The organism is Streptomyces sp. NWU339, assembly GCF_003143855.1.
Lineage (GTDB): Bacteria > Actinomycetota > Actinomycetes > Streptomycetales > Streptomycetaceae > Streptomyces.
In genome coordinates this window covers 41,130-57,577 of sequence record NZ_QFRK01000033.1, presented here as the reverse complement: position 1 = coordinate 57,577, position 16,448 = coordinate 41,130, and the positions used below count along the sequence as shown (strand labels likewise).

The window sequence follows — 16,448 nt, the reverse complement described above, 5'->3', positions numbered from 1 at the left end:
TTCTGCGGTACCTACCTTTTAGTAAGGGGACCAGAGATGGCCAAGGCGCCGAGACGCGGTCCTTACGTCTGCGGCATCGACGCTGCGCTCGACGTGGTGAGCGGCAAGTGGAAGGGACTGATCCTCTGGGAACTTCACGCCCATCGCGTACGCCGCTTCGCCGAGCTCCGTCGCGGCCTGCCGGGAGTGAGCGAGAAGATGCTGACGCAGCACCTGCGCGAAATGGAGGCGGACGGTCTCGTGCACCGGGAGGTCTATGCCGAGGTGCCGCCGCGGGTGGAGTACTCCCTGACCGAGCACGGGCGCACGCTCAATCAAGCGCTCGGGCCGCTCGGCGCCTGGGGGAGTGAGCGGATGCGTCGCGAAGGCTTCGAAGCGGTCGACGTGGCCGAGACCTCACACGGCTGAGCATCCCGGCCACCCATCCTGCGCGCGCTCCACCCTCCTGAGGGCATCGAGCAGGCGGTGACGGCCACGGACAGGCGGCTCTACGGGAAGGCGACCGCTCAGGCGCGGAACTGCCCGCACCCCCGGTTGACCCGCTGCGAAGAAATTCCGCGACGGTTCTCGCGGGTCGTGCCAGGGTGAGAGCGTGGCAAAGATCGAGATGGCAGATGTGTTTGCGGCCGGACAGCGCGGTGGGGGTGACAGTCTCTATGCGTACCGGGTGCGAGGGCTCGGCCGCAGCGGGGTAGTTCTGTGGATCGGCGGCAGGGGCGACGACCCTGATCAGGTGCTGGCGTTGCCAGGAGCTGATCACTGCCGGGTGCCGGTGTTCATGACTGTTCGGCAGGCGCGGGTGTATGTGAGCCGGAAGGGGCGGAGGCTGGCCACTTCTGAGACCGACACGCTGGAGCTCGTCCGTGTCCAGCATTGGCTGAAGGACCCGTCACGCCGGCGCGTCCCCCCGGGTGCGGTGCTGGACGCGTGGAACTTCTTCGAGGATCTGGCCCGAGGACTCGGTGAGGTCCACCGGCTGCCCCAACAGAGCGCGGTGCATAACAGCACCTACGAAAAGCTGTTCGGGGACGAGTGCGCCGCGTGGACTCCCGACGAGCAACGCGCGGTGCTGGAACTACTCACGGCCGGGGTGGAGCTGTGGAACTCCTGCCCAGTGATCGTAAAGCCCTTCTCGAGCATCGCCTCCGACGGTGGTCGGGGTACCCCCCGGGGCTTGTGATTCGTGGCGGTGGTGGTTTTCCAGGAGACCTTGCCGACCCGGCCGTCGCAGTTCGGAAGATCGCGTATGTGACTCCCTACTGATGGGCGAGACAGTCACACCCACGAGTTCTACGCCTTGACGGATGCGAGTAGTTGCGGTATAGAAAGCGCCGCTGAGATTGATCTTGCTCGGCTAGCGGCCTCCCGCCACAAGCTGGCCCGGGACGTGTGCCACGGCAAGCGCGGCACCATCCACCAGGCATGCCGGGACGGCATGGAGGACCAGCTCGGCTCGCTCAGCCTGGCCCTCAGCACCATCGCGCTCTGGACGACCCGTTACGTCGACGCCGCCGTCGCCCAGCTACCAGGCCGAGGGCCACGCGATCCGCGAGGAGGACATCACCCGGCTCTCCCCTCTCAAGCGCCGCAACCTGAACCTGCTCGGCCGCTACAGCTTCACCGCCTCGATCCCGGCCGCCGGCGCCCTGCGCCCGCTGAGCGACGCTGACGCGCTCGAGCTGGACGAGGACGACGAAGGCGCGGATTGAACGCCCATATCGGGTGACGCGGGCATATCAGGTGGCCGGATGCTCGGAAATCGCAAGCACCGGTGGGGGAAGCGATGTCAGGCTGCCCGGTATGACCGACTAAGCCTTGATTGATGCGGCCGATCTGGCGGCCTGCTCGATCTTCGCGCGGTAGGCGGCACGGGCTTCCTCGTCGATCGGCTTCTCGTGTTCGGCGCGCAGCCCGGTCCGGCCGTCGAGGCCCTCGCGCAGGATATCGGCGTGCCCGGCATGCCGGATGGACTCGCCGAGGACGTGGACCATGACGGCGAACAGGTTCGTGTTGGAATGGGGCTCCGGCCACCACGGCACGTGGCCGGGGGCGTCGAGGGGAAGCTCGTTGATCGTCGTGTCCGAGTGTTCCCACGTGCGCCGGTAGAACCCGATGATCTGATCGCGGGTCTCGTCCTCGGTCGCCCACTGATCGCTGCCATCGGAGTCCTGCCATCGGGGCAGCGGTTCCGGGGAAGGGCGGTCGAAGACCTCGCCGAAGTACCTGGCCTCGACGGTGGCCACGTGCTTGACCAGGCCGAGGAGGTTGGTCCCGGTCGCTGTCAAAGGCCGGCGGGCGTCGTATTCGGACAAGCCGTCGAGTTTCCAGAGCAGCGCCTCGCGGTCCCGCCGCAGTCTCCCGTGCAGGTTTTCCTTCGCGAATTTATCGATCATGCGGCATGAACCTTCCATGGGCTGTTCGTGGTCTCAAGATCCCGTACGTGGTCCGCAACGACTGGCAGAGCCGAGGCTTAGGACTCCTTACGCAATGAGCTACCGGGAATGACTGTCTGTCAGAGAGACGTGGGGTGGGGGTGGGGTGCGTGACGGCTCGCGGCCGACTCGACCGGCGACGGTTACTGCGCAGGAAAACTACACGCATGCTGTTCGGTGCCGTTCTCTGATCCCGTTGAGCAGTTCGGGACGGGGACCGGGGAGGTGGGCGGGTGCCAGGTGAGAATCCAGCCGGCGGTAAGCGCCGCCGCACCGCCTGCCAGGGCGATTGCGCCGCCTGTTCCAATGCCTGCGGCCACCGAGCCCAAGCAAACCGGCCCGACGCCCTGCAGCGTCATGCTGCCGGAGCCGAGCAGACCGAAGGCCTGGCCCTGGCCATCCTGCGGCAGGGCGTCCAGGAACGGCCGTTGCAGGCCGAGACCGTAGGCGAATCCGAAGCCGCAGAGCAGCAGCAGACAGGACGAGACGCCCACTCCGGGCTCGGCAGCGAAGCCGACCAGCGGCAGTCCCATCAGCGCAATCAACGGGACTACCAGTCGCTCCCGGGCGGGTGGCCGTAGCAGTCGACCCACCAGCAGGTCACCGACAAGCATGCCGACCGGCAGACAGCCCATCAGCACCGCGTACCAGCCGGGCGCGAAGTGGCGTCCTCCGGCGTAGGCGACGATCAGGCCTTCCGCGCCCGCTACGAACGCCGGCGGGAGCCACTGGGCCAGCATCAGTCGTCGCACCGTGTGTCCGCGCAGCAGCAGGCCGGCACCGTGCAGGCTTGCCCGGACGGCCCCGCCATCGCCTCGAGCGCTGCCGGGTGTGCCGCCGAACTCTCCCGGCTGCAGCCGGGGCAGCCGGATGTGGATGGCGAGCGCGCAGCCGAGGTAGAGGGCGGCGCTTACCGCGAGCGCCCGGTGCGGGCCGAGTACCGCGACGACCGCACCTCCCAGTGCCAGACCGAACAATTGCGCACCGGAGGCAGCGATGTTGTTCAGTGAACGGCCCAGTACATAGGCGTCGCCCTCCAGCGACTGCGCGACCAGCCGACTCGACGCGCCGTGAAACACCGGTGTGGCGAGGGCCCGGTGGCGTCTCCGCCCTTCAGGGCCCGCAGGTGGGAGCCGTCGACGGAGGCGGGGGACAGGTCCAGCTCGGCCCGCGGTCCCCGGTCATGCCGCCCAGCTGAGCTGACGAGCGTGCTGGTCCCAGCAGGAACAGGATGATCGTGAGCTGGTGAAGGAACCAGAGCAAGAACGGCGAAGGTTTGTTGAACGTCGGCAGCAATCATTCCGAGCTCTGTCGGAGGAAGCCTGTCCAGGAGCGGACCTCGAACAGCAGGTCCGGCAGGTCGATCCTGGGGAGCATGGCCTCGGTGGTGGTCTTCAGCCAGGTCAACGACTCCGGCTCACCCACTGCGCCGAGCTTGTCCACCGACAGGCGTGCGCGTCCGCCGCCTTCGGGAACGACGATCTCCACCTTCGCGTCGTCGCCGGCCTCCTCCAGGCGGTCGGCCATCTGCCGCCACGCCGCGTCCAGCCGGCGAGTGAGCTGGGCCAGGTGTTCGACGGCGTCCTCGGTCAGGGACAGGCCTGCCAGCACGTCCGCGCGCATCGCCTCCCACCGTGGACCGTCCAGCAGCCTCGCCCGCGGGTCGGCCCACCGGTTCGAGGGGGCGGCGAACACGTCGCGCCGGTTCAGCGCACGGTGCAGCTGCTCCAGCACGCACACCACGTACGCGTCCCGGTCGACCACGCCCTGGGGCAGCTTGGTGTTGGAGAACACCACCCGCTCCATCGCCCGCACCATCGCCGTGCCCGTCGACTTCGTCGGCGGCGTGCGCAGCCGCTCCAGCTCCGAGACCCGCTTGCCCTCCGGCACCACCAGCAGCTCAGCCAGCGCCGGCGCGAGCGCGGGATCGGCTCGGTGCGCGGCCCGCGTCACCGCCTCGTACAGGCGCCGCTCGGCTGCCGTGCGGGCCTCCGACACCTGCCGGGCCAGCACCGAGACGCCCGGCAGCAGCACCCGGTTCTTGCGCAGCCACGTCACCGCGTGGTTGAACAGCGCCATCGGCCCCTCGGCGTGCGTCCACGCCCGCCCGTACAGGAAGCCGCGGAACTCCCGGCCCGACCGCCGGTCGGTGAAGTCCCGGTACTTGAACCGCTGCTGGATCTCATCAGCGTGCTCGTACGGCATCCTGCGGCGCTCCGGGTACCGCTTCACGCATGAAGCGTCGGCGATGCCGAGCTGCCCGGCCAGGTACTCCACGACCTCCCACGGCACCGCGAGCGGGTCCTCGCCAAGGAAGCGGCCGATGGTAGCGGACCGTGCAGATCTGCACGGCCATGCCCAACCGGTGCATGTCCGTACGGCGCAGCGCGATCAGATCGCGGTCGTCATCATCGAGGAAGAAGAACCGCTCCAGCTCCGGGCGCATGGGCACCTCGGTGAACGTCCCGCACGCCTCGGCCTGCTCATCAGTCAGAAACTCCACCGGCACGGCCGGACCGTAGCGAGCACCGACACTCGCCCGGCGATCTTTCCGCAAAGCCCAACCGCACCCACGCCCGGTGTGCCGGCTGAGCAAGATCAATCTCAGCGGCACTTTCTGTACCGCAACTACTCACATCCGCTTGAGCGCTCTGGCTGCCCGACTGGTCAACCAGAGCGCTCAAGGGAAGTGCGGGCCGGCGCGGTCGCCGGAGGCGGGGTGCCGCCCCGGCGTCCGGTCAGCGGGTGGCGAGGAGTTCGAGCGTGTCGATCACTCGGTTCGAGAAGCCCCACTCGTTGTCGTACCAGGCGACCACCTTGACGTGGCGGCCGTCGACGCGGGTGAGGGCCGAGTCGAAGATCGACGAGGCCGGATTGCCCGTGATGTCGGACGACACGAGCGGGTCGTCCGAGTACTCGAGGATGCCGGCGAGCGGCCCCTCCGCCGCGGCGCGGTACGCCGCCAGCACGTCGTCGCGCGTCACGTCGCGGGCGACGGTCGTGTTGAGTTCGACGATCGAGCCCACCGGCACCGGTACGCGGATCGAGTCGCCCGACAGCTTGCCGTCGAGGTTCGGCAGCACCAGGCCGATCGCCTTGGCGGCACCGGTCGTGGTCGGCACGATGTTGACGCCGGCGGCCCGGGCGCGACGGGCGTCGCGGTGCGGACCGTCCTGCAGGTTCTGCTCCTGCGTGTAGGCGTGCACCGTCGTCATGAACCCGTGCTCGATGCCGGCGAGTTCGTCGAGGACCGCGGCCAGCGGCGCGAGCGCGTTGGTGGTGCAGGAGGCGTTCGAGACGATCGTGTGCACGGCCGGATCGTAGGCGGCGGTGTTGACCCCGAACGCGAGCGTGACGTCGGCGCCGTCCGACGGCGCGCTGACGAGCACCTTCTTCGCGCCCGCGTCGAGGTGGGCGCGGGCTGCCTTGGCCGAGGTGAAGCGGCCGGTGGCTTCCAGGACGATGTCGACGCCGAGTTCGGCCCACGGCAGCTGCGCCGGTTCGCGCTCGGCCAGCACCGTGATCCGACGGCCGTCGACGACGAGGGTGTTCCCGTCGACGGTCACCGGACGCCCGAGCCGGCCGGCCGTGCTGTCGTAGGCGAGCAGCCGGGCGAGCGTGGCGGGCTCCGTCAGGTCGTTGACGGCGACGATCTCGAGGTCGCTGTCGCGCTCCAGCAGTGCGCGCAGCACATTGCGTCCGATGCGGCCGAATCCGTTGATGGCGATGCGAGTAGTCATGAGTGGTGTTCCTTCCTTCGCCATCAGGCTCGCCCGCGGCCGGCGCCGCCGACAGTGGCGGGATCGCCATGGTTCAAAAGGATCCCGCCACGCGGTGCCGGGTGGGTTATTCGCCCCGGGTGAAGGTGCGCCGGTACTCGCTCGGGGTGGTGCCGAGGATGCGCTGGAAGTGCAGCCGCAGGTTCGCGCCGGTGCCGAGACCGACATCGGCGGCGATCTGTTCGACGCTGCGCTGCGACCGCTCCAGCAGTTCACGGGCCACGTCGATGCGGGCGCGCATCACCCACTGCATCGGCGTGTAGCCGGTCTCCTCGACGAAGCGCCGGGAGAACGTGCGCGGCGAGACCCCCGCCTGCCGCGCCAGTATGTCGAGGGTGAGGGGATCGCCGAGCCGGTGCAGCGCCCACTCGCGGGTGGCGGCGAACCGCTCGCCGAGCGGCTCGGGGACGCTGCGCGGCACGTACTGGGCCTGGCCACCGCTGCGGTAGGGGGCCGCGACCAGACGCCGGGCCGCGTGGTTGGACGCGGCCACTCCGAGGTCGCCGCGCAGGATGTGCAGGCACAGGTCGAGGCCGGAGGCGGCGCCGGCCGAGGTGAGCACGCTGCCCTCGTCGACGAACAGCACGTTCTCGTCGACGTGGACGAGCGGATGCCTGGCCACCAGCGCCCGCCTGTAGTGCCAGTGCGTCGTGGCGCGCCTGCCGTCGAGCAGGCCCGTGGCGGCGAGCGCGAAGGCGCCCGTGGAGATGGCGGCGAGCCGCGCGCCCCGGGCGTGGGCGGCGATCAGTGCGTCGACGACGGCCTGCGGCGGGTCCTCGCGGTCCGGGGACCGGTAGCCGGGGACGAAGACGATGTCGGCCCACGCAAGGGCGTCGAGGCCGTGGGCGACGTGGTACGCGAGGCCGTCGCCGCCGGTCACGAGACCGGGTGTCGCCCCGCACACCCGCACCTCGTACGGCATGCTCGCGCGGGTCGTGAAAACCTGCGCGGGAATTCCGACGTCGAGCGGCTTCGCGCCCTCGAGCACAAGGACGGCGACGCGATGCAGGCGGGAGGCTGGCACAGGAAGAGGCTACGTGGGGCGTGACGTCGATACGCTCACTGCGCGGACCGGGCAGACGACACCGGCCGGGGCGCCACCGTGTCCCAGTGGACCGTGCGGTCGCACCAGCGGTCGAGGAGGGTGCGGTCGTGGCTCACGGCCAGCAGGCCGGCGCCGGTTTCGGTGCGGTAGTCCTCGACCACCGCCACCAGGGCGGCCGTGGTCGAGGCGTCGAGCATCGCGGTCATCTCGTCGCAGATCAGCCAGCGGGGGCGCAGGACCAACGCGCGGGCGAGGCAGGCGCGTTGGAGTTGGCCGTCGCTGACCTCGTGGGGGCGGCGGGTGAGCAGGTCGGGGGTGAGGCCGACGGTGGAGGCCAGTTCGGCGACCCGGTCGGGGGCCTCGGCGCGGCGGCCCGTGGCGCGCAGGGGTTCGGCGATCAGGTCGGTGAGGGTCAGGCGGGGGTCGGCGGAGAGGCGGGGTTGCTGGAAGACGACGCCGAAGGCGGTGCGCAGCGAGCGCGGGGCGCGGTGGCGCCAGTGGCGTACGGGGGTGCCGTCGAGGAGAAGGGTGCCTGCGTCGGGGCGGTGGAGGAGGGCGGCGACCTTGGCGAGGGTGGACTTGCCGCAGCCGCTGGGGCCGAGCAGGCCGACGGCCTCGCCGGGGGCGACGGTGAGGGAGGCGTTCCGGACGGCGGGGGCCGAGCGTCGGTCGTAGCCGGCGGTGATGGCGCGCAGTTCAAGCACGGACGTCCTCCAGGGCCTCGACCGGGAGCGGGTGGTGGCAGGCGGCCGACGCGGTGAGGGGCGGGAGGGTCGCGCAGGTGGCCGTGGCTCGGTCGCAGCGGGGGGCGAAGGGGCAGCCTTCGGGGAGGGCGCCGAGTTCGGGTGGCATGCCGGGGATGGGGGTGAAGGCGCGGTCGGGGAGGGCGTTCAGGAGGCCGCGGCTGTAGGGGTGGCGGGGGCCGGGGTTGCCGAAGAAGGTTTCGGCGTCGGTGAGTTCGACGATGCGGCCCGCGTACATGACGGCGACCCGGTCGGCGATGCGTTCGGCTGCCGTCAGGTCGTGGGTGATCATCAGGAGGGCTCGGGCGTGTTCGTCGTCGGCGTCGACGTGGCGGCGGAGTTCGTCGACGGTGTGGTCCACCAGGTCGCGGTCGAGGCCGGTGGTGGGTTCGTCGGCGAGGAGGAGGGGTGCGTCGCCGATCAGGGCGAGGGCGGTGGCGGCGCGTTGGGCGAGGCCGCCGGAGAGTTCGTGGGGGTGGCGGTCGAGGTGGTCGGTGGGGAAGGCGGCGCGGGCGGCGGCCTGTTCGGCGGCGGCGCGCAGGGCGGCGCGGCCGCGGACGCCGGTGAGTTCGGCGACCGTCTCCTCCATCTGGGAGCGGATGGTGCGGACGGGGGTGAGGTGGGCGGCGGGGCTCTGCGGGATGAGGCCGATGCGTCGGCCGCGTACGGTGCGGGCGAGGGTGCGTTCGTCGGCGGTGAGCAGGTCGAGGTCGCCGAGCCGGGCGTGGCCGGCGGTCTGCGCGTTGGCGGGGAGCAGGCCGAGCAGGGCGGAGGCGAGGACGGACTTGCCGCAGCCGCTCTCGCCGATCAGGGCGAGGCATTCGCCGGGCGCCACGTCGAAGTGCGCGTCGGTGACGGCGGCGATGCGGCCGCCGTCGGGTACCAGGAAGCGCACCGACAGTCCGCGGACCGACAGCACGGGAGGTCGCTCGGTCACAGCGTCAGCTCCGATCGGCGGCGGGGGTTGATCCGCTCCCGCCAGACTCCGGCGAGTCCGGCGATGGCGAGGGTGGGGATGATCAGGAACAGGCCGGGGAAGAGGGTGGGCCACCAGTGGCCGGCGAGGAGTGAGCCGCGGGCGCCCTGGATGAGGGTGCCGAGGCTGGCGGTGTGGGTGGGCAGGCCGAGGCCGAGGAAGGACAGCGCCGATTCGTGCCACATGGCGTGCGGGATCATCAGGACGGCGGCGAGGCCGGCCTGGGGCAGTACGCCGGGCAGCAGGTGCCGTACCGCGACCCGCAGGCGGGAGGCGCCGCCGGAGACGGCCGCGTCGACGTAGGGGCGGGAGCGCAGGGAGAGGACCTCGGCGCGGACGATGCGGGCGGTGGAGAGCCAGTGGGTGAGGGCGACGGAGATCACCACCGGCCAGACGCCGGGGCGGAACATGGCGACGATGAAGATGCCGAGCAGCAGGTGCGGGACGGAGGAGACGGTGTCGACCAGGCGCATGACGAGGCGGTCGACCCAGCCGCCGAGGGCTCCGGCGGTGGCTCCGACGGCGGTGCCGATGACGGTGGCGGTGAGCGCGGCCACGACGCCGACGAGCAGGGAGACCCGTAGGCCGTAGACGCAGCGCAGCAGGAGGTCGCGGCCCACGTCGTCGGTGCCGAAGGGGTGGGTCCAGCTGGGTGGGAGGAGTTTGGAAGCGAGGTCGACGGCCTGCTGGTCGAGCTGGACCAGTGGGGGGACGAGCAGCACCGCGAGGGCGGTGAGGGCGACCAGGGTGGCGGAGACGCGCAGGCGCAGGGTGTGGGTGGAGCGGCGGGTGGTGCCGTGCGAGCGCCAGGCGGTCGCGGCCGTGGGGGCGGTCGCGTCGGCCTTCTCGACGGTGGTGTCAGCCATGGGGATCACATCTCATCCAGCTTGACCCTCGGGTCGATCAGTCCGTACAGGAGGTCGGCGAGGAGGTTTCCGGCGAGGACGGCGGCGGTGGCGAGGGTCGTCAGGGCGGCCAGGAGGGGGAAGTCGACGGCGGTGGCCGCCTCGACGGCGGCGGCGGCGATGCCGGGCCAGCTGAAGACGGTCTCCACGAGGAGGGCGCCGGTGATGAGTTCGGGGACGCGGGAGCCGATGAGGGTGAGGACGGGCAGCAGGCCGGAGCGCAGGGCGTGGCCGAGCAGGACGGTGCGTTCGGCGAGGCCGCGGGCGCGGGCGCCGCGCACGGGGTCCTCGGCGAGGGCGTCGCCGACACCCTGGCGGACGTAGAGGGTGAACCAGGGCAGTTGGGAGACGGCGAGGACGCCGGCGGGCAGGATCAGGTGGCTTGCGACCTGACCGGCGGTGACGTGTTCGCTACCGGTGTCGGTGAGGCCGCCGGCCGGGAGGACGTCGAGGTTGAGGGCGAACAGCCAGACGGCGAGCAGGGCGATCCAGAAGACCGGCGCGGCTTCCAGGGAGTAGGCGAGGGAGGTGACCGTGCGGTCGAGGAGCGAGCCGGGGCGGCGGGCGGCGAGGACGCCGAGCAGGGTGCCGAGGAGGACGGCGACGGCGAACGCGACGGTGCACAGCAGGGTCGACCAGACCAGCCGTTCGCCGATCGCCTCGGCCACCGGCTGCCGCATCACGCTGGAGTGGCCGAGGTCGCCGGTGAGCGCGGAGGTCAGCCATTCCCACCAGCGGACGGCGAAGGGCTGGTCCACGCCGAGGTTGGCCCGGAGCCGGTCCAGGGTTTCCTGGTCGGCGCCGAGGGCGGCGGTGCCGGCGTAGGCCTTGACGGGGTCGAACGGGGAGGCGGCGGCGAGGGCGAACGCGCCGAAGGTGACGAGGAGGAGGACGGGCACGGCGAGCAGGGCCCGCCGTGCCACGAGGTGCCCCATCGCCGCCCAGGGCAGGGTCTTCACTTCTCGGGCTGCCAGTCCTCGGCGTTCCACCAGGGGCCGCTGGCGAAGCCGTGCTCGTGCGGTTCGACCTGGGTGGTGAGGTCGCCCCAGTGGTCGTCGAGGACGTAGAGGTGGTCGATGTGGGTGAGGAAGGTGTAGCCGGGGTCCTTGACGAGTTCGCGCTGGAGGTCGTCGTAGGCGGCCTTGCGGTCGTCGGGGTTCTGGGCGCGGCGGCCGGTCTCGAGGGCCTCGTCGACGGCGGGGTTGTCGTAGTGGGGCATGTTGTTGAAGCCGTCGCCGGCGAGGGAGGAGTGGAGCAGGGTGTAGAGGCCGAAGTCGGGGTCGCCGGTGCTGCCGAAGCCGGCGAGGACGGCGTCCTTGCCCATCCGGGGTTCGATGACCTCCCAGGTGGCGCCCTCGACCTTGACGTCGATGCCGGCCTTCTTGGCGTCGGAGGCGTAGGCGAGGGCGTGGTCCTGGCGGACCTTGTCGCCGGAGGGGTAGAAGAGGGTGAACGCGGCGCGGGCGCCGTCCTTGGCGCGGATGCCGTCCTGGCCGGCCTTCCAGCCGTCGCGGTCGAGGATCTTCTTGGCCTCGGCGAGGTCCTGGGGGCGTTCGATGTCCTTGGCGTACCAGGGGTCGTCGAGGGGCAGCGGCCCGTAGGCGGGGCGGCCGGCGCCGTCGAGGATCTTGTCGACCATGGCCTGGCGGTCCACGGCGAGGTCGAGGGCGCGGCGGATCGTGGTGTCGCCGGTGATCTTGTTCCCGGTGGGGAGGGTGACGGCGCGGAAGTCGTAGGTGGTGGCCCGGTAGGTCTTGCGGGCGTCGTCGTTCTTGAAGGTGGCGGCGAGGTTGGGCGGGAGGGTCGCGCCGTCGAGGTCGCCGGAGCGCAGCCGGGTGGCGCGGACGTCGTCGTCGGCGATGATCGCCATGGTGAGCTTCTTCACCTTCGGAGCGCCGCCCCAGTGGTCCGGGTTCGCCTTGAAGGTGAGCTTCTCGCCCTTGCTCCAGCCGGTGAGGACGTACGGTCCGGTGCCGATCGGCTCGGTGTTGAAGGCGCCGGTGTTGGGGTCCTGCTCACCGGCGACGTGCTCGGGGACGATGGGCAGGACGGTGCGGGCCGGGAAGGCCGCGTAGGGGTACTTGAGGGTGAAGACGACCTTGTCGTCGCCGTCCGCCCGGACGTCCTTGACGGCGTCGAGTTCGCTCTTGGCGGTGTTGTTGGTCTTGTCGTCGAGCACCGTTTCGTACGTGTAGACGACGTCCTCGGCGGTGAGGGGTTCGCCGTCGCTGAACTTCACGCCCGGACGCAGGGTGTAGGTGTAGGTGCGGCCGTCATCGGTGATCTCGGGGAGCGCCTTCGCGAGGGCGGGCTCGAGTTCCAGGTCGGCGTCCCGGGCGAGCAGCCCGTCGAAGATCTTGGAGTTGCCGTCCTTGCCGTAGCCGAGCAGGGGGCTCAGGGTGTCCGGTTCGGAGGCGACCCCGATCACCACGGAGTCGGCGGACCCGCCGCCCGCGGCGCGGTCCGTGCCGCCGCTGGGCGCCGAGCACGCGGCGACCGCGGCAGCCGTGGCCGCCGCGACGGCGGCACCCTTTATTCGTCGGGTCGTCATCGAATCTCACACCTTTGCTGCCCGGATCTCGTTGTTGCATATTAGTTGCAGCAGGGTTCTGCCCAGGACCCCCTCCCCTCATTCCCGCGCTTCGGTGGGCCGGGTCCGCGGGGTGCGAGCTGCGGGGCGCCGTCCGCGCGCCCCCGGGGGACTGCTTGTCAGCGGCCCGGGACCGGGTCTAGTGTCGCCACGCCTTGGTGAACGGGAAATCCGGTGTGATGCCGGTGCGGCCCTCGCCACTGTGATCGGGAAGTCCGGCTCCGGCCCCAGGTCCTGTCCCCCGACAGGACCGAACGGCAGCCACTGGGTCCCCCTCGGACCCGGGAAGGCGGAGCACGGGCGGTGGTACCCGTCAGCCAGGAGACCGGCCAAGGCGCGTCAACCATCCACGAGGTGCTGGAGAGGGTCTGCTGAGCATGCACATAGCCGAGGGTTTTCTACCGCCGGCGCACGCGGTCGCCTGGGGCGTCGCGTCGGCGCCGTTCGTCGTCCACGGAGCCCGGTCGCTCACCCGTGAGGTCAGGGAACACCCCGAGAGCACGCTGCTGCTGGGCGCCTCGGGAGCGTTCACCTTCGTTCTGTCCGCGCTGAAACTGCCCTCGGTGACCGGGAGTTGCTCCCATCCCACCGGCACCGGGCTGGGCGCCATCCTGTTCCGGCCGCCGGTCATGGCGGTGCTGGGCACCATCACCCTGCTGTTCCAGGCCCTGCTGCTCGCCCACGGCGGGCTGACCACGCTCGGCGCCAACGTCTTCTCGATGGCGGTCGTCGGGCCGTGGGCGGGGTACGGGGTCTACCGGCTGCTGCGGCGGTACGGGGCACCGCTGATGGCCGCGGTGTTCTGCGGCGCGTTCGTCGCCGACCTGTCGACGTACTGCGTGACGAGTGTGCAGCTGGCGCTCGCCTTCCCCGACCCGGGCAGCGGATTCCTGGGCGCGCTCGGCAAGTTCGGCTCCATCTTCGCCGTCACGCAGATCCCGCTCGCGGTGAGCGAGGGGCTGCTGACGGTGCTGGTGATGCGCATGCTGGTGCAGTCCAGCAAGGGCGAGCTGACCCGGCTCGGGGTGCTGGTGGCCGGGCTCGGGAAGAAGTCGGCGGGCGCGGGCGAGGCGGTGGCCCGATGAGCCGTGACGCGAAGATCAACTCCCTGTTGCTGCTTCTGGTCGCCGTGCTCGCCGTGGTGCCGCTGGTCCTCGGGCTCGGCGACCACAAGGAGGAGCCGTTCGCGGGCGCCGACGCGGAGGCGGAGACCGCGATCACCGAGATCGACCCGGGTTACGAGCCGTGGTTCTCGCCGCTGTACGAACCGCCGTCCGGGGAGATCGAGTCGGCGCTGTTCGCCCTCCAGGCGGCGATCGGCGCGGGCGTGCTCGCGTACTACTTCGGGCTGCGGCGGGGGCGTCGGCAGGGGGCGGAACGGGCGCGGGCGGAGCAGGAGCGGGGGGCCGGCACCGAGGCGGACGTCGAGGACTCGGCCCCCGCGGGACCCGGGGGCTGATTCCCCGTGCTGCCGATCGACGCGGCGGCGCACAGCAGTCGCTGGCGCCGCCGTCATCCCGTGGACAAGGCCGTGCTCGGGCTGGGGCTCACCGTGCTGGCGGTCTCGCTGCCGCCCTGGCCGGGCTCGGCCCTGGTGCTGCTGACCGCACTCGCGGTGCTGCTGGGCCCGGCGGGGGTGCCGGGACGGCGGTTGTGGCGTGCCTACCGGGTACCGCTGGGCTTCTGCGTGACCGGTGCGCTGACGCTGCTGGTGCGGGTGGGCGGGCCGGACGGGTTCGTGTCCTGGGCGGACGACGGGCCGTTGCGTGCCGGGGAGTTGCTGCTGCGCACGTCGGCGGCCTCCCTCGGGGTGCTGCTGTTCGCCTTCACCACGCCGATGTCCGATCTGCTGCCGCGCCTGGTACGGGCCGGTGTGCCCGCTCCCCTCGTCGATGTGGCGCTGGTGACGTACCGGATGAGTTTCCTGCTGCTCGACTCGGTGCGCCGGGTCCGGGAGGCTCAGGCGGCCCGGCTCGGGCACACCACCCGTGCGGCGACATGGCGTTCGCTGGGCGGGCTCGGCGCGACCGCGTTCGTCCGGTCCTTCGACCGGGCGGCGCGGCTGCAGACGGGGCTCGCCGGACGCGGCTACGACGGCACGCTGCGCGTGCTGGTGCCGGAAGCCCGGGTCTCCGTCCGTTTCACGGCCGGGAGCGTGGTGCTGCTTGTCGCGCTGGCCGTCCTCACCCTCGTCCTGGAAGGACCCCTGTCATGAGCGGGCCCGTGCTGGTCGCCCTGCGGGGCGCGTCGTTCGCGTACGAGGACGGCCCGGCCGTGCTCACCGGCCTCGACTTCGAGGTGCGGGAGGGGCGCGCGCTCGCCCTGCTGGGCCGCAACGGCAGCGGCAAGACGACGCTGATGCGGCTGCTGAGCGGTGGACTGCGGCCGGGTGCGGGCGAGTTGACCGTGGCGGGCCGGCCCGTCCGGTACGACCGCAAGGGGCTGACCCGGCTACGGACGACCGTGCAGCTGGTGGTGCAGGATCCCGACGACCAGTTGTTCGCGGCGTCCGTGGGCCAGGACGTGTCGTTCGGTCCGCTGAATCTGGGGTTGTCCGACGCGGAGGTGCGGGCGCGGGTGACGGAGGCGCTGGCGGCGCTGGACATCACCGCTCTCGCCGACCGTCCCACCCATCTGCTGTCCTACGGGCAGCGCAAGCGGACGGCGATCGCGGGCGCGGTCGCCATGCGGCCCCGGGTCCTGATCCTGGACGAACCGACGGCGGGGCTCGACCCCGACGGCCAGGAGCGGCTGCTCGCCACCCTCGACGGGCTGCGCGCGAACGGCACCACGGTCGTCATGGCCACCCACGACGTGGACCTCGCCCTGCGCTGGGCCGACGACGCGGCGCTGCTCACGCCGTCCGGCGCCCGCACCGGCCCGGCGGCCACGATGCTGGCCCGCACGGACCTCCTCGCGGCGGCGGGGCTGCGGTTGCCGTGGGGTGTGGCGGCCGCGCGCCTGCTCCGCGCCCGGGGCCTGCTGGCCGACACGGCCGCCGGTCCCCGGACGCCGGAGGAATTGGCCGCGATGGACGCGGTGGACCCGTAGTGCGGTGTCCGCGGGTCGGGTTGGGGGTGGCGTCGCGCGGGTGGGAGGAGAGCGGGTCTGCTCGGGGGCTCGGTTCGGGTGGTGCCGGGGCCTGCGCGCCCGGCACCGTCCGAAGGTCGGGCTTCGGCTAGACCGAGGTGCGGAAGGCGGGCAGGTAGCCGCTCGACTGGCCGACGGCCTTCGGGTGGTAGGAGTTTTCGACCGGGATCGCCACGCTGTGGAGCCAGGCGTCGCCCGAGCAGAGCTCGTGTCCGGTGAACTCGTCCACCACGCTGGAGAAGGTGAACCCGGCGTTGGCCGCCCGCTTGGCGATCACCCCGTTCATCACGTCCGAGGCGTTGTTGATCGCGCCGCGCTCGACCTCGGTGAGTCCGGCGATGCAGCTGCCCGAGAGCTTGTAGAAGCGCGGGTATCCCAGGACCACCACGCGGGCCTTCGGGGCACGCGAGCGGATGTTGTTGTACATCGTGTCGAGCTTGCCCGGGAGGGAGCTGTTCATGAGGGAGATGGCCGAGTTGACGCGGCTGACGCAGGTCGCCTCGCTCTGCAGCACGCAGGCCTGCATGACGTCCGCGAAGCCCATGTCGTTCCCGCCCGCGGTGACGCTGACGAGCGTGGTCGACGTGTTCAGTGCGCCCAGCTGGCCGCTGGAGACGCTGGTCGTGGTCGCGCCGCTGCAGGCGGCGAAGGTGAACGAGGACGGGACGTTCGCGGCGGCCCAGAGCTGGGGGTAGGACTTGGTGCTGCGTCTGCAGGTGCCGCTCTCGGACGTGTAGCTCCCGGCGCCCACGCCGGAGGAGTAGGAGTCGCCGAGAGCCACGTAGTTGTGGCCGGCCGCCGAGGCCGGCTGCGCCATGCCTAGGACGGCTGCGGTACCCATGACGAAGGCCAGCACGGAGGCCCGGAGAGAACGCACTGACATAGCGG

15 protein-coding genes, 3 pseudogenes and 1 riboswitch are annotated in these 16,448 nt (G+C 71.4%); of the genes and pseudogenes, 7 read left to right on the top strand and 11 right to left on the bottom strand.

Features of this window, described 5'->3' with window-relative positions; all coding sequences use genetic code 11:
• The first annotated feature begins 36 nt into the window (after positions 1 to 36).
• The 3 genes and pseudogenes from DIZ27_RS30155 to DIZ27_RS30145 all read left to right on the top strand — a co-directional run.
• Complete coding sequence (locus DIZ27_RS30155) at positions 37 to 408, top strand: helix-turn-helix domain-containing protein (RefSeq protein ID WP_109381605.1); 372 nt, start codon at positions 37 to 39, stop codon at positions 406 to 408.
• Between the two features lie 184 nt (positions 409 to 592).
• Complete coding sequence (locus tag DIZ27_RS47500; RefSeq protein ID WP_258308600.1) at positions 593 to 1,180, top strand: hypothetical protein; 588 nt, start codon at positions 593 to 595, stop codon at positions 1,178 to 1,180.
• Between the two features lie 183 nt (positions 1,181 to 1,363).
• Positions 1,364 to 1,709: pseudogene (locus DIZ27_RS30145) on the top strand (Tn3 family transposase); the annotation flags it as partial.
• A 99-nt stretch (positions 1,710 to 1,808) separates the two neighbouring features.
• Here DIZ27_RS30145 and DIZ27_RS30140 read toward each other — a convergent pair.
• The 10 genes and pseudogenes from DIZ27_RS30140 to DIZ27_RS30090 all read right to left on the bottom strand — a co-directional run bounded on the left by DIZ27_RS30140 (position 1,809) and on the right by DIZ27_RS30090 (position 12,431).
• Positions 1,809 to 2,393 (bottom strand): DinB family protein, encoded by a 585-nt coding sequence (locus DIZ27_RS30140; RefSeq protein ID WP_109381604.1) that lies wholly within the window; start codon positions 2,391 to 2,393, stop codon positions 1,809 to 1,811.
• A gap of 182 nt (positions 2,394 to 2,575) precedes the next feature.
• Positions 2,576 to 3,526 (bottom strand): annotated as a pseudogene (locus DIZ27_RS30135) (MFS transporter); the annotation flags it as partial.
• Positions 3,527 to 3,746: 220 nt separating this feature from the next.
• Positions 3,747 to 4,941: pseudogene (locus DIZ27_RS30125) on the bottom strand (DUF4158 domain-containing protein); the annotation flags it as partial.
• A gap of 229 nt (positions 4,942 to 5,170) precedes the next feature.
• Positions 5,171 to 6,172 carry a type I glyceraldehyde-3-phosphate dehydrogenase gene (gene gap / locus DIZ27_RS30120; RefSeq protein WP_109381603.1) on the bottom strand — a complete coding sequence of 334 codons (1,002 nt, stop codon included), beginning with the start codon at positions 6,170 to 6,172 and terminating at the stop codon, positions 5,171 to 5,173.
• A gap of 106 nt (positions 6,173 to 6,278) precedes the next feature.
• Positions 6,279 to 7,235, bottom strand: a complete 957-nt coding sequence (locus DIZ27_RS30115; RefSeq protein WP_109381602.1) for a GlxA family transcriptional regulator — start codon at positions 7,233 to 7,235, stop codon at positions 6,279 to 6,281.
• A gap of 35 nt (positions 7,236 to 7,270) precedes the next feature.
• Positions 7,271 to 7,960 carry an ABC transporter ATP-binding protein gene (locus DIZ27_RS30110; RefSeq protein WP_109381601.1) on the bottom strand — a complete coding sequence of 230 codons (690 nt, stop codon included), beginning with the start codon at positions 7,958 to 7,960 and terminating at the stop codon, positions 7,271 to 7,273.
• Positions 7,953 to 8,936: an ABC transporter ATP-binding protein gene (locus DIZ27_RS30105; RefSeq protein WP_109381600.1), complete on the bottom strand. Its 984-nt coding sequence runs from the start codon at positions 8,934 to 8,936 to the stop codon at positions 7,953 to 7,955. Before DIZ27_RS30105 ends, DIZ27_RS30110 begins: the two co-directional genes overlap by 8 nt.
• The gene (locus DIZ27_RS30100; protein ID WP_109381599.1) at positions 8,933 to 9,841 is read right to left on the bottom strand and encodes an ABC transporter permease; all 909 of its coding nucleotides are present in this window, start codon (positions 9,839 to 9,841) and stop codon (positions 8,933 to 8,935) included. Before DIZ27_RS30100 ends, DIZ27_RS30105 begins: the two co-directional genes overlap by 4 nt.
• A 5-nt stretch (positions 9,842 to 9,846) precedes the next feature.
• The gene (locus DIZ27_RS30095; RefSeq protein WP_109381638.1) at positions 9,847 to 10,815 is read right to left on the bottom strand and encodes an ABC transporter permease; all 969 of its coding nucleotides are present in this window, start codon (positions 10,813 to 10,815) and stop codon (positions 9,847 to 9,849) included.
• 20 nt (positions 10,816 to 10,835) lie between these two features.
• A complete protein-coding gene (locus DIZ27_RS30090) occupies positions 10,836 to 12,431 on the bottom strand; it encodes an ABC transporter substrate-binding protein (protein WP_109381598.1) in 1,596 nt (531 codons plus the stop codon).
• A gap of 178 nt (positions 12,432 to 12,609) precedes the next feature.
• A riboswitch (cobalamin riboswitch) is annotated at positions 12,610 to 12,819 on the top strand.
• Positions 12,820 to 12,847: 28 nt separating this feature from the next.
• Here DIZ27_RS30090 and DIZ27_RS30085 point away from each other — a divergent pair.
• From DIZ27_RS30085 to DIZ27_RS30070, 4 genes are read left to right on the top strand one after another with little or no spacing between them, the layout of a single operon-like run.
• The gene (locus DIZ27_RS30085; RefSeq protein ID WP_109381597.1) at positions 12,848 to 13,555 is read left to right on the top strand and encodes an energy-coupling factor ABC transporter permease; all 708 of its coding nucleotides are present in this window, start codon (positions 12,848 to 12,850) and stop codon (positions 13,553 to 13,555) included.
• Complete coding sequence (locus DIZ27_RS30080) at positions 13,552 to 13,929, top strand: energy-coupling factor ABC transporter substrate-binding protein (RefSeq protein WP_109381596.1); 378 nt, start codon at positions 13,552 to 13,554, stop codon at positions 13,927 to 13,929. Before DIZ27_RS30085 ends, DIZ27_RS30080 begins: the two co-directional genes overlap by 4 nt.
• A gap of 6 nt (positions 13,930 to 13,935) precedes the next feature.
• The gene (cbiQ, locus tag DIZ27_RS30075) at positions 13,936 to 14,685 is read left to right on the top strand and encodes a cobalt ECF transporter T component CbiQ (RefSeq protein WP_109381595.1); all 750 of its coding nucleotides are present in this window, start codon (positions 13,936 to 13,938) and stop codon (positions 14,683 to 14,685) included.
• Complete coding sequence (locus DIZ27_RS30070) at positions 14,682 to 15,521, top strand: energy-coupling factor ABC transporter ATP-binding protein (RefSeq protein ID WP_109381594.1); 840 nt, start codon at positions 14,682 to 14,684, stop codon at positions 15,519 to 15,521. Before cbiQ ends, DIZ27_RS30070 begins: the two co-directional genes overlap by 4 nt.
• A 127-nt stretch (positions 15,522 to 15,648) precedes the next feature.
• Here the strand turns inward: DIZ27_RS30070 and DIZ27_RS30065 are convergent, their stop codons facing one another.
• Positions 15,649 to 16,443 carry an SGNH/GDSL hydrolase family protein gene (locus tag DIZ27_RS30065; RefSeq protein ID WP_109381593.1) on the bottom strand — a complete coding sequence of 265 codons (795 nt, stop codon included), beginning with the start codon at positions 16,441 to 16,443 and terminating at the stop codon, positions 15,649 to 15,651.
• Positions 16,444 to 16,448: the final 5 nt, after the last annotated feature.

Coding starts and splice junctions, on each gene's coding strand:
- DIZ27_RS30155 (WP_109381605.1), top strand. CDS start 37: ATGGCCAAGGCGCCGAGACGCGGTCCTTACGTCTGCGGCATCGACGCT.
- DIZ27_RS30140 (WP_109381604.1), bottom strand. CDS start 2,393: ATGATCGATAAATTCGCGAAGGAAAACCTGCACGGGAGACTGCGGCGG.
- gap (WP_109381603.1), bottom strand. CDS start 6,172: ATGACTACTCGCATCGCCATCAACGGATTCGGCCGCATCGGACGCAAT.
- DIZ27_RS30100 (WP_109381599.1), bottom strand. CDS start 9,841: ATGGCTGACACCACCGTCGAGAAGGCCGACGCGACCGCCCCCACGGCC.
- DIZ27_RS30095 (WP_109381638.1), bottom strand. CDS start 10,815: ATGGGGCACCTCGTGGCACGGCGGGCCCTGCTCGCCGTGCCCGTCCTC.
- DIZ27_RS30090 (WP_109381598.1), bottom strand. CDS start 12,431: ATGACGACCCGACGAATAAAGGGTGCCGCCGTCGCGGCGGCCACGGCT.
- DIZ27_RS30085 (WP_109381597.1), top strand. CDS start 12,848: ATGCACATAGCCGAGGGTTTTCTACCGCCGGCGCACGCGGTCGCCTGG.
- DIZ27_RS30080 (WP_109381596.1), top strand. CDS start 13,552: ATGAGCCGTGACGCGAAGATCAACTCCCTGTTGCTGCTTCTGGTCGCC.
- DIZ27_RS30070 (WP_109381594.1), top strand. CDS start 14,682: ATGAGCGGGCCCGTGCTGGTCGCCCTGCGGGGCGCGTCGTTCGCGTAC.
- DIZ27_RS30065 (WP_109381593.1), bottom strand. CDS start 16,443: ATGTCAGTGCGTTCTCTCCGGGCCTCCGTGCTGGCCTTCGTCATGGGT.